The sequence below is a fragment of the Melaminivora jejuensis genome (assembly GCF_017811175.1).
Lineage (GTDB): Bacteria > Pseudomonadota > Gammaproteobacteria > Burkholderiales > Burkholderiaceae_C > Melaminivora > Melaminivora jejuensis.
Genome location: NZ_JACWIJ010000002.1, coordinates 182,436 through 196,721, shown reverse-complemented (window position 1 = coordinate 196,721; position 14,286 = coordinate 182,436). Strand labels below are relative to the sequence as shown.

Genomic DNA, 14,286 nt, shown 5'->3' with positions numbered 1-14,286 from the left:
TCAGATATTCTGCTTCAGACGGGCCGCCATGCCTGTTGACATGAAGCGGCGCCCCTGGGCGTCCACCAGCAGGATGCCGATCTCAGGGTGACGCGCAGACCAGGCGGCCCCTGCGCTCGGCCCCTGCACCATGAGGGCAGCGCCCCAGCCGTTGACATCGGCCACGCTGCGGGCCACCAGGGCCACGCCATGCACCCGCTCGGTTGGCCAGCACGATTGATTTCCCGCGCCTGCGGCACGGCCTGCGCGCCGGGCTCGAAGCGCCAGCCCTGCAGGGCACCGATCGTCGGGTCGGAGGCACCGGCACTTGCACGGTGCAACTGCTGCGCGGTGCGCAGGACAGCCATCACTTCGGGCGACACGCGCACGGGAGCGCGGCCAGCAGCAGCGCCGATGCGCGCCACCTCACTGTCCGGGCGATAGCGGCTCATCAGCGCCTCCAGGCGCTGCATCTCGGCAAAGGCGCGCGCCATGGCCGCGTCTGCGTCCCGCTGCAAGGCAGCACCCGCCAGCGGTATGGCAATGTCCACGCGCGTTCCCATCAACTCGCGCGACTGCCGGGCAACGGCGGGCGCACCGGCGGGCGCTGCCAGCGCCAGCTGGGGGCGCCAGCCAGCAGCGGCAGCGCCAGCGCAAAGCTGCGGCGCGTCCACTGCGCGCGCCCGGAAAGTGGCTCAAGTACACCATCTTCTTCGCGCTGCTGACGGTGTCCATGTTCTCCATGGGCCTGGCCGAGAAGCTGGCCGAGGTCGAGTCCTTCAAGACCACCTTCCTGGTGGGCGTCACCAACCGCGCCTGGCCCTACAGCCTGTTCGTGGCGGTGCTGCTGGGCATCTCGATCTTTATCGAGCGGCCATTTTGCAAATACCTGTGCCCGCTGGGCGCCTCGCTGGCCATGCCCAGCACCTTCCGCTGGTTTGGCTTGAAGCGCAAGCAGGACTGCAACAGCTGCAAGGCCTGCGCCGTGGGCTGCGGCGCCCAGGCCATCGACGAAGATGGCCGCATCGACCACCGCGAGTGCCTGCACTGCCTGGACTGCATGATTTTGTACACCGACACCAAGGGCTGCCCGCCCCTGGCGCGCGAGCGCAAGCGCCGCGAAAAGGACGGCCTGGAGCTGACCCCCATCGGCAAGAACGGCTACTTCATCCCGATCTACCCAGCCAGGGCCGAGGATCAAATCCTGCCCAAGGCCCGGGACGGCGTCGATCCACGTATGCCGACCAACCCCACCCTGCCGGCGCACAAGCAGGGCGCGGGCCTCCTCCAGTGGCTGATGCTGGAGCTGCGCGACCACCTGTGGCCCTGGAGTGCCGAGGGCTGGCGCAGCCAGCGCGCGCTGCAGATCGCCGGCCTGTCGCTGGCTGTGGCGGCCACGCTGGCCTGGGTGCTCACCGCCATGGGCCACCTGTCCTCGGGCGCCATCATCGGCTGGTGGTTCGGCTGGAGCGTCTATGAGGTGCTGATCCGCCTGTCGGGCCGGCGCTACGTCAAGGACGGCCCGTGGTGGCGCGACAATTACCGGGTTTCCGGCGTCTTCGACATGATCAGCTACGTGGGCTTCAAGAATCTGATGATTGGTGCGGCATTGTTCCTGGCCCTCAAGGCGCTGGGCTGGCTGATTGCATGAGAGCCAAGTCCACCTGGATCGCCGCCCTGGCGCTGTGGATCGCCGGGGCCGCGCAGGCCGCCACCCTGACGGTGCGCCCGGGCGACGACCTGACCGCCGCCGTACAGGCGGCCCAGCCCGGCGACGTGGTGCAGATCGAGCGCGGCCACTACCGCGCCAATTTGCTGATCGACAAGCCGCTGACCCTGCGCGGCCTGGATCGCCCCACCATCAGCGGCGGCAACCAGGGCGACACCATCCGCGTGACGGCGACCGACGTGCTCATCGAGGGCCTGATCGTGCGCGACTCGGGCGACGACCTCAAGGATCAGAACGCCGGCATCTATATCTACCCCGGCGCGCACCGCGCCATCGTGCGCCGCTGCGACCTGGCCTACAACCTGTTCGGCCTGTGGATAGAAAAAGCCGACGACGTGCTGATCGAGCACAACAACATCACCGGCAAGCGCGAGTACGCCTCGCCCCAGCGCGGCAACGGCGTGCAGCTGTACAACACCAGGCGCGCCAGGATTCTCAACAACGAGATCAGCTTCGTGCGCGACGCGCTGTACGTGGACGTCTCGCACAACGCCCTGTTCAAAGGCAACAAGCTGCACCACAGCCGCTACGGCACGCACTACATGAACTCCTACTACAACCTGTGGGAGGACAACGACAGCTACTACAACCGCGGCGGCCTGCACTGATGGAGGTGCGCCACCAGGAGGTGCGCGGCAACCGCGCCTGGGGCAATTCCGACCACGGCATCATGCTGCTGCTGGCCAGCCCTGCGGTACAGGCGCTGCGCCTGTACGTGCATGGCTCGGACGCGCGCGGCCCGATGCGTGCGGGCAACCTGCCGGCCTTTGCCACGCGCGCGGCGGCTCAGGCCTTTGCCCGGCGGCGCGGTGGCCGGGTGCTGGCCTATGGGCAGGTCGATGGCGCCGTCATTGCTGCTCTGGCCGGCAGTGGCGGGCACGGCGCACACTGAAACCGAAGACCATGTTCGCTACTGAAAATATAGCTGTCAGCGCTTGACTGGCAAGGGCTGGCAGCTTATTTGACGATTGAAACTCAGGCCTTCAGTCCTGCGGCACCTCGACCGGAGCCTCCACCGGCACTTGCATTGGCGCCTTGAACAGCGCCGCCACCTTGCGCCGGGGCTTGATGTTGGCCGAGATGTTGCCGCGCCCCGGATTGCTGCGCGTCGTCGCCTCCCAGCTGGCCGGGGAGTCGGTGACTGCGCTGGGTTCATAGGGCCGCTCGAAGAAGGGGTCGCGCGCCGCAGCGGGCGGCCGGTAGCCGCCGTGGCGCGTGCTGCGCGGCGCGCCATGCGCGGCGCAATCCTCGCTCTCGCGCCAGGAGCGGCGGCCCTCGGGGCGGCCTTCGTGTCGGCTCTCATGGCGGCCCTCGCCGAAGCGGCCACGCGGGCGCTCGCCCTCCAGCGCAATGGGTTCGACCTCGATCTTCTTCTTGATGAGCTTTTCGATGTCGGCCACCAGGCGCGCATCGCTGCCCGCCACCAGCGTGACCGCCAGGCCCGAGGCGCCAGCACGGCCGGTGCGACCGATGCGGTGTACGTAATCCTCGGCGTTGAAGGGCACGTCGTAGTTGAAGACCGCCGGCACGTCCTTGATGTCCAGGCCGCGCGCGGCCACGTCGGTACACACCAGCAGATCGACCTCGCCGGCCTTGAAGGCGTCCAGGGCCTTCAGGCGCTCGTCCTGGCTCTTGTCGCCGTGCAGGGCGGCGGTCTTCAGGCCGTCGCGCTCCAGCGCCCGCGCCAGGCGCGCGCAGCCCAGCTTGCTGTTGACGAAGACGAAGGCCTGGCGCAGGTCGCGCTCTTTCAGCACCTTGCGGATGGCGCGGCGCTTGTCATCGCCGTCGGCACTGAAAAAGCGCTGCTCCACCGTCGAAGCGGTCTCGTTGGGCCGGGCCACCTCGATGACCACCGGGTTTTGCAGGTAGCTGCCAGCCAGGCGCTTGATCTCGGGCGAGAAGGTGGCGGAGAACAGCAGCGTCGTGCGCTGCTTGGGCAGGTAGGACAGGATGCGCTGCAGGTCGGGCAGAAAGCCGATGTCCAGCATCCGGTCGGCCTCGTCCAGCACCACATACTCGACCTGGTTGAGGACGGCGTTCTTGGCCTCGATGTGGTCGAGCAGCCGCCCGGGCGTGGCCACCAGGACTTCGACGCCTTTTTTCAGCTCCAGCGTCTGCGGCTTCATGTCCATGCCGCCGAAGACCACGGTGCTGCGCAGCCTGGTGTACTTGGCGTACTGGGCGATCTGCTGGGCCACCTGGTCGGCCAGCTCGCGCGTGGGCAGCAGCACCAGGGCGCGCACCGGGTGGCGCGCCGGCGAGGCCGAGGCGTTTTCGTGCTTGAGCAGGCGCTGCAGCAGCGGCAGGGAGAAGGCCGCCGTCTTGCCGGTGCCGGTCTGCGCGGCGCCCATCACGTCCTGGCCGGTCAGCACGACCGGGATGGCCTGGGCCTGGATGGGGTCATGTTCTCGTAGCCCATGTCGGCCACGGCGCGCTTGAGGGGTTCAGCCAGCGCGAGGCTTGAATATGCTTGTGTCATCAAGCCGCTATTGTCGCATTGCAACAAAAAACGGCCAGTGTCAAAGGGCAGAGGTGTTGAAAGTGTCGCAGGACTGCACACTGCCGCTCTTGTAGCCCTGCTCGAACCAGCGCACGCGCTGGGCGCTGGAGCCGTGCGTGAAGGCGTCCGGGCGCACGGCGCCGGTCTGCTTGCGCTGCAGCGTGTCGTCGCCGATCTGCTGGGCGGCGTTGATGGCGGACTCGATGTCGCCCGCCTCCAGCCAGTTGCGCGCCTGTTGCGAGTGCCGCGCCCACAGGCCGGCGTAGCAGTCGGCCTGCAGCTCCAGGCGCACCGACATGGCGTTTTGCTCGCGCTGGCTGACGCGCCCGCGCAGGCCATCCACCTTGGCTGTCGTGCCCAGCAGGGTCTGCACGTGGTGGCCGACCTCGTGCGCCACCACATAGGCGCGGGCAAACTCGCCCGGCGCGCCGAGCTGGCGGCTCATGGTGTCGAAGAAATCCATGTCCAGATAGACCTTGTGGTCGCCCGGGCAGTAAAACGGCCCCATGGCGCTTTGGCCGGTGCCGCAGGCCGTGGGCGTGGCGCCGCGAAACAGCACCAGCTTGGGCGCCTGGTAGCGCGCCCCGCCCTGGCTGAAGACCTGCGCCCACACGTCCTCGGTCGAGGCCAGCACGGTGGAGACGAAGGCTGCCTGCCGGTCGCCCTCGGGCGGGCGCTGCGCCGGGCCTTGCTGCACCTGCGGCGCGCCGCCGCCAGCGCCCGACAGCACGCTGATGGTGGTGAGCGGATTGATGCCGAACACGCCCCAGCCGATCAGCGCCACGACCACTGTGCCGATGCCGATGCTGCGCCCGCCGATCAGGCCGCCCCCGCCGCCGCTGCGGCGGTCTTCGACGTTGTCAGATTCGCGGTTGCCTTCCCATCTCATGGCGAGTCTCTTTCATGCAGCGCACGCGGCGCGAAGCCGCCATGCTACGTCCAGGCAGGGACTGTGCGGCGTCAGCCTATTGCTCAGGCAGGACTCAGGCGCGCGGCAGTGTCACGCCGTGCTGGCCCTGGTACTTGCCGTTGCGGTCGCGGTAGCTGACCTCGCACTCCTCGTCGCCCTGGAAGAACAGCACCTGCGCGCAGCCCTCGCCGGCGTAGATCTTGGCCGGCAGCGGCGTGGTGTTGGAAAACTCCAGCGTCACATAGCCCTCCCACTCCGGCTCGAAGGGCGTGACGTTGACGATGATGCCGCAGCGCGCATAGGTGCTCTTGCCCAGGCAGATGGTCAGCACGTCGCGCGGGATGCGAAAGTACTCCACCGTGCGCGCCAGGGCGAAGCTGTTGGGCGGGATGATGCAGTGGTCGCCCTCGAAATCGACGAAGCTCTTTTCGTCGAAATGCTTGGGATCGACGACCGTGCTGTGGATGTTGGTGAAGACCTTGAATTCACGCGCGCAGCGGATGTCGTAGCCGTAGCTGCTGGTGCCGTAGCTGATGACCTTGCGGCCGCCCTGCTCGCGGATCTGGCCAGGCTCGAAAGGCTCGATCATGCCGTGCTGCTCGGCCATGCGGCGGATCCATTTGTCGCTCTTGATGCTCATAGCGGGCTCAACTCCTGGCGCGGATGGGATAAAAAGATGGGTATAAAACTATCAGAATGATAGCTGTTTGCGCTTGCCTGGTAAGGGAAAGAGGCTGTTTTGACCAAAAATCCCAGCCCGATTCAGACACCAGCTCAGGCAATGACGGTGCGCTCTATCAGCCGATCATCGCCCAGCACGATCATGGCAAACAGCAGCTCGGCCAGGTTTTGCGCGGCCTGCGTGCGCCGCGCCAGCAGCGGCGTGGCGGCGGGGTTCAGCACGATGAAATCGGCCTCGCAGCCCGGCTGCAGATTGCCGACCACGCCGGCCAGGCCCAGCGCCTGCGCCGCGCCCGCCGTGTGCTGCCACCACAGCTGTTCGGGCGTGAGCGATACGCCAGCCTTGGTCTGCCCCTCGCGCCCCACGCAATAGGCGGCCAGCATGGTGCGAAACGGGCTGAAACTGGTACCCCCGCCCACGTCGCTGGCCAGGCCGTAGCGCATCCCGGCGCGCTCGGCGGCCACGTAGTCGAAAAAGCCGCTGCCCAGGAACAGGTTGCTGGTGGGGCTGACGGCTGCTGCCGCGCCGGTTTCGCGCATCAGCGCCCGGTCGGCGTCGTCCAGATGGATGCAGTGGGCGTAGATGGCGCGTTCGCGCAGCAGGCCGAAGTCGCCATAGACGCCCAGATAGCTGCGGGACGCCGGGAACAACTCGCGCGCCCAGCGCACTTCGTCGAGGTTTTCCGCCACATGCGACTGGATCCAGACGCCGGGGTGGCGTGCCGCGATCTCGCCCGCGCCGGCCAATTGCGCCGGCGTGCTGGTGGGCGCAAAGCGCGGCGTGATGGCGTAGCCCAGGCGACCCGTGCCGTGCCAGCGCGCGATCAGCGCCTCGGTGTCCAGCAGGCTTTGCTCGGTCGCGTCGCGCACGCCATCCGGTGAATGCCGATCCTGCAGCACCTTGCCGGCGATCAGGCGCAGGCGGCGCGCCTGGGCCTGGCGCATCAGCGCATCGACAGCCTGCGGGTGCGAAGTGGCAAAAGTGAGCGCCGTGGTCACGCCGTTGCGCGCCAGCTCGTCGAGGAAGAAATCCGCCACCTCGGCGGCGTGCTGCGGATCGGCAAAGCGCGACTCGTGCGGGAAGGTGTAGTGCTCCAGCCAGGGCAGCAGGCCTGCAGCGGGCGAGCCGATCACGTCGGTCTGCGGAAAGTGGATGTGCAGATCGACGAAGCCCGGCGCGATGACGCGGCCCGGCCAGTGCGTCAGCGCCGCGCCGCTGCCGGCGTACCCGGCAGCCAGCGCCGACCAGGGGCCGGCGGCGACGATGCGCTGCACGCCGCGCGCGTCGGGCGCGGTGGCCAGCAGGCCGTCCTCGTCATACAGGGCGCGGCCATCATCGGCAAAGCGCAGCAGGGCAGATCGGTAGAGGTGCATGGCAGCCGACTGTACGGGGCGCGGGCGCCGGCGTCATGCCAATCGGGTGATGGAGGCCATACGCTCGGCGCGGCCCAGCCACCTGCTGCCGGCCACCCGGCCCTACTGGGCCGTGGGCGCGCCGCCCTCGAACCAGCGCTTGAACACGCCGCGCTCCTCCTCGCTCAGCGCGCCGGGGTTGCCAAACGGCATCTTCTTCAGCTGCACCACCTGCTGGTAGATCTGCTGCGCGTGCGCCTTGACCTCGGGCGCCGAGTCCAGGCGCACGTTCTTCTGCGCGATGGCGCTGCCGTGGCAGACCACGCAGTGCTGGGTGATCAGGGCGTTGACGGCGGCAAAGCCCGCGCCCTCGGCGGCTGGCGCTGCGTTGGTGGCAGCCGTGGCCGCAGCGGCGGCAGGGGCAGCCGGCGCCGGCTTGAGCCAGGCCAGCACACCCAACAGCACTGCCACACCCACGGCAGCGTAGGGCCAGGGGTGCGGGTTGCGGCCCAGCTTGAAGCCGTGGCGCATGACGAAGAACTGGCGGATGGCGGCGCCAGCGAACATCATCAGGATCAGCACCAGCCAGTTCAGCTCGTGGTTGTAGAGCCAGCCATAGTGGTTCGACAGCATGGCAAACAGCACCGGCAGCGTGAAGTAGGTGTTGTGTACGCTGCGCTGCTTGCCGCGCTTGCCGTGGATCGGGTCAACCGGCTGGCCGGCCTTGAGCGAGGCCACCACCTTGCGCTGGCCGGGGATGATCCAGAAGAACACGTTGGCGCTCATGGAGGTGGCCAGCATGGCGCCCATCAGCAAAAACGCCGCCTGGCCAGGGAAGATGTGGCAGGCCAGATAGGCGGCGATGCACACCAGTACCAGCACCAGCGCGCCGACAGTGGCATCGCCCCCCTCGCGCTGGCCGAAGACGCGGCAGATGGCGTCGTACAACAGCCAGAACACCACCAGAAAGGCCAGCGCCGCGATGATGGCCATGGTCGGCGACATCAGCGGGTTGGCCGGGTTGACCAAGTAGATGCCGGCATTCCACAGGTACGACACCGACAGCAGCGCAAAGCCCGACAGCCAGGTGGTGTAGCTCTCCCAGAAGAACCAGTGCAGGTGCTCGGGCAGCTTGGGCGGCGAGACGTTGTATTTGACGGGGTGATAAAAGCCCCCGCCGTGTACGGCCCACAGTTCGCCGTTCACGCCCTGGCGTTTCAGGTGCTCATCGACCGGCGGCGTCAGGCTGCTGTCCAGGAAGACGAAATAGAACGACGAGCCCACCCAGGCGATGGCGGTGATGACGTGCAACCAGCGCAGCAGCAGGTTGGCCCAGTCCAGGAGATAGCTTTCCATGGCATTCCTTCGACTGCTCACCACTGCGGGCGCTCTGAGCAGGACATGGCAGGCCGCGCACCAGGGCTGGACGCCCGGCACCGCTGCGACCGGTTTTTGTGGACACGAAGTGTATGCAATTTTTGGAGGCTACCGGCTTGGTAGTCACCCGGATGCCGCCGCTGCCGGCATCTGCAGGGCGCTCCAGTGCTGCAGCAGCTGCGCCGCCACGGCAACGGCGATGACCTCGGGCTGCTTGCCGGTGATGCCGGGCAGGCCGATGGGGCAAGTCACCTGGGCCAGCTCGGCCTCGCTGAAGCCGCGTGCTTCCAGCCGATGGCGGAAGGTGGCCCACTTGGTGCGGCTGCCGATCAGGCCGATGAAGGGCAGATCGCCCCGGGCGCGCTGGCGCAGCAGGCAGGCGGCGACGATGTCCAGGTCTTCCGCATGGCTGAAGCTCATGATCAGCACCAGCGACTGCGGGCGCAGCGTGGGCACGGCAGCCTGCACCGGCTCGGAGTGCTCGCACAGCGCCTCGGGCGCGCCGGCGGCGTCGAATACGCCGTCGCGGCTGTCTATCCAGTGCAGGGCAAAGGGCAGCGGCGCCAGCGCCCGCGCCAGCGCATGGCCGACGTGGCCGCCGCCGAACAGCGCCACCGGCTGCAGCTCGGGCGCCAGGCGCTCGCGCAGCGCCGGCGCGTCGGCCTGGGTGACACACTCCAGGCGCAACTGCACCACGCCGCCGCAGCACTGGCCCAGGCTTGGCCCCAGCGCCTGGCGCAGCGCGATGGCCGGCGGCGCCTCGCCCGCCAGGTGCAGCTGCAGCAGCCGGCGCGCCTGCGCCAGCGCGGCAAACTCCAGGTGCCCGCCGCCTATGGTGCCCATGAGAAGCTCGGGCGCCCCCGGCGCGCCCGGCACAGCGCCAGCCAGTGCCATCCAGGTGCCGGCCTCGCGCGGCACCGAGCCTTGGGTGGCCTCCACCGTCACCAGGCAGGCCGGGCCGGCCTGCAAGCTGTGCAGCAGTTGCCGCAGGGGGGCGACGGCGCTGGTGGCTGCCAGCGCAGGGCTGGCGCCAGCGGGAGTGGTGGGGCTGGCAGGCAAGGCGGGATGGGCGATGGCGGGGATATGGTGCGCGCCTGTCATGAGATCGTCCCTTCTGCTTTCTGGCTTCTTCCGGATGCTGGACACTGCGGGCTGGCTGCGCCCACTGGCGTGGCTGTCAGAGCGTGTCCACGATCTCCGCGCGCAGGGGCGCGAGTGCGGATCGGGATGGGCTGCCAGGCGCAAACCGCAGCGATAGCCCGTGCTATCGCGAGGATTTGCAACGCCGCAGACCGCCCGAGGCCGCGCCCGCGCACCCGCGCGGGGATCGTGAATACGCTCTCAGCATAGCCACCGCCACGTTCTGCGTCCGATGCCCTCCTCTTCCCCCTCCCCTGCCCCCACTCTGATGCTCCGGGCCGCCGCAGCGGGCCGGGCGCCTGGCTGGCGGCCCTGCTGCGGCGCCTGTGGCGGCGCACCGCATCGGGCGCCGTGCCGGCGCAGACCGATGGCGCATCGCCAGCCCCTGCCGCGCTTCAGGCAGGCAGCGTCCGGGCGGCGCTCCCGGCTCCATCGCTGGCCCGCACCGCCCTGGACTACCGCCAGGACGCCGCCCGCCACATCTATGCCCGCAACGCCGCCCGCATCTACCCGGGGCCGCTGCCGCCGCTGCTGCACGCCATCGGCGTGCTCGACGTGCAGCTCGACGCCCAGGGCCGGGTGCTGGGCCTGGACTGGCTGCGCCGGCCACGCCACGCGCCCGAAGTGGTGCTGGAGATCGAGCGCACGGTGCGCGCCGCCGCGCCCTGGCCGGCGCCGCTGCACCTGGGCCAGGTCACCTATACCGACACCTGGCTATGGGACGAGTCCGGGCGCTTCCAGCTCGACACGCTGACCGAAGGCCAGCTGGGCAGCGAGGACGAGGATGAAGGGGCAGGCGATGACAAGGGCGATGCCGGCAGGCTCGGCAGCGCCAGCGCTCAGGAGCCGCGATAGGTCGAATAGCTCCACGGACTGACCAGCAGCGGCACGTGGTAGTGCTGCTCGGCATGGGCCACGCCAAAGTCCAGGCTGACGCGGTCGAGGAAGTTCGGCTCGGGCAGCTGCACGCCGCGCGCCCTGAAATACTGCGCCACCTCGAAGCTCAGGCGGTAGGTGCCCACGCGCAGGCTGTCGTTGTCGAACAGCGGGGCATCGGTGCGGCCATCGTGGTTCAGCGTCAGGCGCTTGACCAGCGTGGCCTGGTCGCCCTGGGTGGCGTACAGCGCAACCTCCATGCCGGCCGCCGGGCAGCCGTGCATGGTGTCCAGAACGTGGGTGCTCAGGCCCATGGGAATCTCCTTGTCTTTCTCTTGATGGGGCAGCTGACCGGGCAGGGTCAACGGCGCTGGCGGTAAGCTATCGGCTCAAGTGTATACAATTTTTGTATTCTCTTGCTATCCGACAGCGCTGCATATACCCTGTCGCGCTACCGACAACCCAAGGAGACATCCCATGAACTTGCGCACATCCCTGCTGGCCGCCAGCCTCGCCCTGGCGCTGTCCAGCCTGGTGGCCTGCAGCAGCACGCCGCCGTCTGCCGCGCCCCAGGCGGTGGTCACCGCGCCGGCAGTCCAGGCGGCCAGCCAGCCCAGCGCCGCGCAGGCCGCCGCTGCGGCCTACGACTTCGACATGGATGTCTTCCATCCGGTGGTGGCAGCCAATGGCATGGTGGCCAGCGAGCAGGAGCTGGCCTCGCGCATCGGCCTGGATATTCTGAAGGCCGGCGGCAACGCGGTGGATGCCGCCGTGGCCATGGGCTTTGCGCTGGCTGTGGCCCTGCCCAACGCCGGCAACCTGGGCGGCGGCGGCTTCATGATGGTGCATGACGCGCGCACCGGCCGCAACGTGGCGCTGGATTTCCGCGAGGTAGCCCCCGCCGCATTCACGCGCGACATCTATCTGGACACCAAGGGCAATGTCATCGACGGCAAGTCGCTCTACACCCATTACGCCGTGGGCGTGCCGGGCACGGTGGCGGGGCTGGAACATGCGCTGAAGAAATGGGGCACGCTGCCGCTCTCCACGGTCGTGGCGCCCGCCGCCGCACTGGCCGAGCGCGGCTACCCGGTCAGCGAGACCCTGGCCAAGATCCTGCAGCAGGAACAAAAGAACATGGGCAAGTGGCCTGCTACCACGGCCATCTTCTGGAAGAACGGCGCGCCCCTGCAGCGCGGCGATCTGCTGGTGCAAAAGGATTTGGCGCAGTCGCTGCGCCTGATCGGCCAGCAGGGCGCGCGGGCCTTCTACGAGGGCGAGATCGCGCAAAAAATCGCCGCCGAAATGGCCCCGCACGCCGGCGCGCTGACGCTGGCCGACCTGAAGAACTACCGTGTCGCCGAGCGCGAGCCAGTTGCGGGCAGCTACCGGGGCTACCAGATCGTCAGTATGCCGCCGCCGTCCTCGGGCGGCGCACACCTGATCCAGATCCTGAACATGATGGAGCGCTGGCCCATGAAGGAGTGGGGCGCGGGCAGCGCGCGCAGCGTCCACTACATGGCCGAGAGCATGAAGCTGGCCTACGCCGACCGCTCCGAGTACCTGGGCGACCCGGATTTCGTCCGCGTGCCGCTCAAGGGCCTGACCTCCAAGCGCTACGCCGAGCAGCTGGCCGCCGGCATCTCGCCCACGCAGGCGCGCGACGCCAAGGCCATCAAGCCCGGCCAGCCGCAGCCCTATGAGGGCGACCAGACCACGCACTTCTCGGTGGTGGACAAGGCCGGCAACGCCGTGGGCGTGACCTATACGCTGAACACCAACTTCGGCAGCGGCATCGTGGCCAAGGGCACCGGCATCCTGCTGAACAACGAGATGGACGACTTCTCGGCCAAGCCGGGCGTGGCCAACGCCTATGGCCTGGTGGGCGGCGACGCCAACGCCGTGGCGCCCGGCAAGCGCCCGCTGTCGTCCATGATGCCGACCCTGGTGCTCAAGGACGGCAAGCCGGTGCTGGTCACCGGCAGCCCGGGCGGCGCGCGCATCATCACCACGGTGCTGCAGACCGTGGTCAACACCATCGACTACGGCATGAACCCGGCAGAAGCTGCCGCCACGCCGCGCTTTCACCACCAGTGGACGCCCGATGAGCTGCGCATCGAAAAGGGCTTCTCGCCCGACACCCTGGCGCTCCTGCGCCAGTGGGGCCACAAGGTGGCCGTCAAGCCCTCCATGGGCCGCACGCAGACCATCCAGATCCGGGACGGCCTGCTGTACGGCGCGTCCGACCCGCGCAATCCGGACGGGCAGACGCTGGGCTATTGAAGAGCCTGGCCAGCGCGGCTTTTTCAAGCCTTTTTGGCCTGAAACCCTTGCTGGACAAGCGCTGGCAGCTATAAAATAAGTAGCGCACGGAAGTCATTCACATTGGTGTGCGTCGGCCCGGTAACGACCAGATCGCCCAGCGCCTGAAAAAACCCATGGGAATCATGGCGCTCCAGATGCACGGGCAGCGCCAGGCCCAGCGCCGCCGCGCGCGCCAGGGTGTCGGGGCCAACGCGGGCGCCGGCACTGTCGCCCACACCGTCGATGCCGTCGGTGTCGGCGGCCAGCGCCCACACCCCCGGCTGGCCCTGCAGCGCCTGCGCCAGGGCGAGGCAGAACTCGCCGGCGCGCCCGCCGCTGCCGCTCGGCTGGCCGGCTGCGGGCGGCTGCAGCGTCACCGTGGTCTCGCCGCCCGACAGCAGGACGCAGGGCCGGGCAAACGGCTGGCCCTGACGCGCCACGCTGCGCGCCAGGGCGGCGTGTACCTTGGCCACCTCGCGCGACTCGCCCTCGATCTCGTCGGACAGGATGTACGCCGCCAGCCCCGCCGCGCGCGCTGCCTGGGCCGCAGCCTGCAGCGCCTGAGCGGGCGTGGCCACCAGGCGCAGCGCATCGGCAAAACGCGCATCGCCCGGCTTGGGCGTCTCCAGCGTGCCGTCCTCCAGCGCCCGGCGCACGGCGGGCGGCAGCGCGATGTGGTGGCGCGCCAGGATGGCCAGCGCATCGGCGCAGCTGCTGGCGTCGGGCACGGTAGGGCCGCTGGCGATGGTCGAGGGGTCGTCGCCCGGCACGTCGCTGATGGCCAGGGTCAGCACGCGCGCCGGCGCGCAGGCCGCCCCCAGGCGCCCGCCCTTGATGCGCGAGAGGTGCTTGCGCACGCAGTTGATGTCGCCAATGGCCGCGCCGCTGGCCAGCAGCTGGCGGTTGATACGCTGCTTGTCCTCAAGCGTCAGGCCATGCGCCGGCAGGGTCAGCAGCGCCGAACCACCGCCCGAGATCAGGCACAGCACCAGATCATCCGCGCTCAGGCCTTGGGTGAGCGCCAACATGCGCGCGGCAGCGGCCAGGCCGGCGGCATCGGGCACGGGGTGCGCGGCCTCGGCCACCTCGATGCGCTGCGCCAGGCCCGGCGGGCGCGGCGGCACATGGCCGTAGCGCGTGACCACCAGGCCGGACAGCGGCGCCTGCGCCGGCCACAGCGCCTCCAGCGCCTGCGCCATGGCGGCGCTGGCCTTGCCCGCACCCAGCACCAGGGTGCGGCCCCGGGGCGGCGGCGGGGGCAGGTGGGCCGCCAGGCAGTGGCGCGGCTGGGCGCTGCGCACGGCTGCCTGGAACAGCCGGAGCAGAAAGCCTTGCGGATCGGCCCGTGGATCGGCTGGCGGGTCGGCCCGCACGCTGGCGGCGGGAACTGGTACGGGGTCTGGCATCAGGTCGGGCATGGCGGCAAGTGTGCGCCAG

General features: G+C 69.2%; 10 protein-coding genes and 5 pseudogenes. 5 read left to right on the top strand and 10 right to left on the bottom strand.

The window, feature by feature from the left end; all coding sequences use genetic code 11:
* Both IDM45_RS17405 and IDM45_RS17400 read right to left on the bottom strand, forming a co-directional pair.
* Positions 1–186, bottom strand: a complete 186-nt coding sequence (locus tag IDM45_RS17405; protein WP_232653625.1) for a hypothetical protein — start codon at positions 184–186, stop codon at positions 1–3.
* 77 nt (positions 187–263) lie between these two features.
* Positions 264–542 (bottom strand): annotated as a pseudogene (locus tag IDM45_RS17400) (FAD:protein FMN transferase); the annotation flags it as partial.
* Between the two features lie 125 nt (positions 543–667).
* Here IDM45_RS17400 and IDM45_RS01185 point away from each other — a divergent pair.
* The 3 genes and pseudogenes from IDM45_RS01185 to IDM45_RS17395 form a co-directional block, all read left to right on the top strand.
* Positions 668–1,630: pseudogene (locus IDM45_RS01185) on the top strand (4Fe-4S binding protein); the annotation flags it as partial.
* Positions 1,627–2,384, top strand: a pseudogene (locus IDM45_RS01180) (right-handed parallel beta-helix repeat-containing protein); the annotation flags it as partial. The pseudogenes IDM45_RS01185 and IDM45_RS01180, both read left to right, overlap by 4 nt.
* Positions 2,379–2,600 carry a nitrous oxide reductase accessory protein NosL gene (locus IDM45_RS17395; RefSeq protein WP_325168997.1) on the top strand — a complete coding sequence of 74 codons (222 nt, stop codon included), beginning with the start codon at positions 2,379–2,381 and terminating at the stop codon, positions 2,598–2,600. The pseudogene IDM45_RS01180 and the gene IDM45_RS17395, both read left to right, overlap by 6 nt.
* Positions 2,601–2,691: 91 nt before the next feature.
* Here IDM45_RS17395 and IDM45_RS01170 read toward each other — a convergent pair.
* The 6 genes and pseudogenes from IDM45_RS01170 to xdhC form a co-directional block, all read right to left on the bottom strand.
* Positions 2,692–4,187 (bottom strand): annotated as a pseudogene (locus IDM45_RS01170) (DEAD/DEAH box helicase).
* A gap of 40 nt (positions 4,188–4,227) precedes the next feature.
* Positions 4,228–5,097 carry a KPN_02809 family neutral zinc metallopeptidase gene (gene ypfJ / locus IDM45_RS01165; protein ID WP_209421284.1) on the bottom strand — a complete coding sequence of 290 codons (870 nt, stop codon included), beginning with the start codon at positions 5,095–5,097 and terminating at the stop codon, positions 4,228–4,230.
* Between the two features lie 94 nt (positions 5,098–5,191).
* A complete protein-coding gene (gene dcd, locus IDM45_RS01160) occupies positions 5,192–5,758 on the bottom strand; it encodes a dCTP deaminase (protein WP_209421283.1) in 567 nt (188 codons plus the stop codon).
* A gap of 134 nt (positions 5,759–5,892) precedes the next feature.
* On the bottom strand, positions 5,893–7,173 hold the full coding sequence (gene guaD, locus IDM45_RS01155; RefSeq protein ID WP_209421282.1) for a guanine deaminase: 1,281 nt from the start codon (positions 7,171–7,173) through the stop codon (positions 5,893–5,895).
* Positions 7,174–7,275: 102 nt separating this feature from the next.
* Positions 7,276–8,508, bottom strand: a complete 1,233-nt coding sequence (locus IDM45_RS01150; protein ID WP_209421281.1) for a urate hydroxylase PuuD — start codon at positions 8,506–8,508, stop codon at positions 7,276–7,278.
* Between the two features lie 144 nt (positions 8,509–8,652).
* Complete coding sequence (gene xdhC / locus IDM45_RS01145) at positions 8,653–9,630, bottom strand: xanthine dehydrogenase accessory protein XdhC (RefSeq protein ID WP_209421280.1); 978 nt, start codon at positions 9,628–9,630, stop codon at positions 8,653–8,655.
* Between the two features lie 363 nt (positions 9,631–9,993).
* Between xdhC and IDM45_RS01140 the strand changes: the two are divergent.
* Positions 9,994–10,437 (top strand): annotated as a pseudogene (locus IDM45_RS01140) (hypothetical protein); the annotation flags it as partial.
* 71 nt (positions 10,438–10,508) lie between these two features.
* On the opposite strand, the gene uraH reads toward IDM45_RS01140, so the two are convergent.
* A complete protein-coding gene (gene uraH / locus IDM45_RS01135) occupies positions 10,509–10,859 on the bottom strand; it encodes a hydroxyisourate hydrolase (RefSeq protein ID WP_209421279.1) in 351 nt (116 codons plus the stop codon).
* A gap of 163 nt (positions 10,860–11,022) precedes the next feature.
* Between uraH and ggt the strand changes: the two genes are divergently transcribed.
* On the top strand, positions 11,023–12,828 hold the full coding sequence (ggt, locus tag IDM45_RS01130) for a gamma-glutamyltransferase (RefSeq protein ID WP_209421278.1): 1,806 nt from the start codon (positions 11,023–11,025) through the stop codon (positions 12,826–12,828).
* Between the two features lie 68 nt (positions 12,829–12,896).
* On the opposite strand, the gene IDM45_RS01125 is transcribed toward ggt, so the two are convergent.
* On the bottom strand, positions 12,897–14,255 hold the full coding sequence (locus IDM45_RS01125; RefSeq protein WP_209423943.1) for a glycerate kinase type-2 family protein: 1,359 nt from the start codon (positions 14,253–14,255) through the stop codon (positions 12,897–12,899).
* Positions 14,256–14,286 lie beyond the last annotated feature (31 nt).

What these genes read in the sequence shown, in the direction of transcription:
- ypfJ (WP_209421284.1), bottom strand. Translation starts at nt 5,097, where the DNA reads ATGAGATGGGAAGGCAACCGCGAATCTGACAACGTCGAAGACCGCCGC.
- guaD (WP_209421282.1), bottom strand. Translation starts at nt 7,173, where the DNA reads ATGCACCTCTACCGATCTGCCCTGCTGCGCTTTGCCGATGATGGCCGC.
- dcd (WP_209421283.1), bottom strand. Translation starts at nt 5,758, where the DNA reads ATGAGCATCAAGAGCGACAAATGGATCCGCCGCATGGCCGAGCAGCAC.
- IDM45_RS01125 (WP_209423943.1), bottom strand. Translation starts at nt 14,255, where the DNA reads ATGCCAGACCCCGTACCAGTTCCCGCCGCCAGCGTGCGGGCCGACCCG.
- IDM45_RS01150 (WP_209421281.1), bottom strand. Translation starts at nt 8,508, where the DNA reads ATGGAAAGCTATCTCCTGGACTGGGCCAACCTGCTGCTGCGCTGGTTG.
- ggt (WP_209421278.1), top strand. Translation starts at nt 11,023, where the DNA reads ATGAACTTGCGCACATCCCTGCTGGCCGCCAGCCTCGCCCTGGCGCTG.
- uraH (WP_209421279.1), bottom strand. Translation starts at nt 10,859, where the DNA reads ATGGGCCTGAGCACCCACGTTCTGGACACCATGCACGGCTGCCCGGCG.
- xdhC (WP_209421280.1), bottom strand. Translation starts at nt 9,630, where the DNA reads ATGACAGGCGCGCACCATATCCCCGCCATCGCCCATCCCGCCTTGCCT.
- IDM45_RS17395 (WP_325168997.1), top strand. Translation starts at nt 2,379, where the DNA reads ATGCTGCTGCTGGCCAGCCCTGCGGTACAGGCGCTGCGCCTGTACGTG.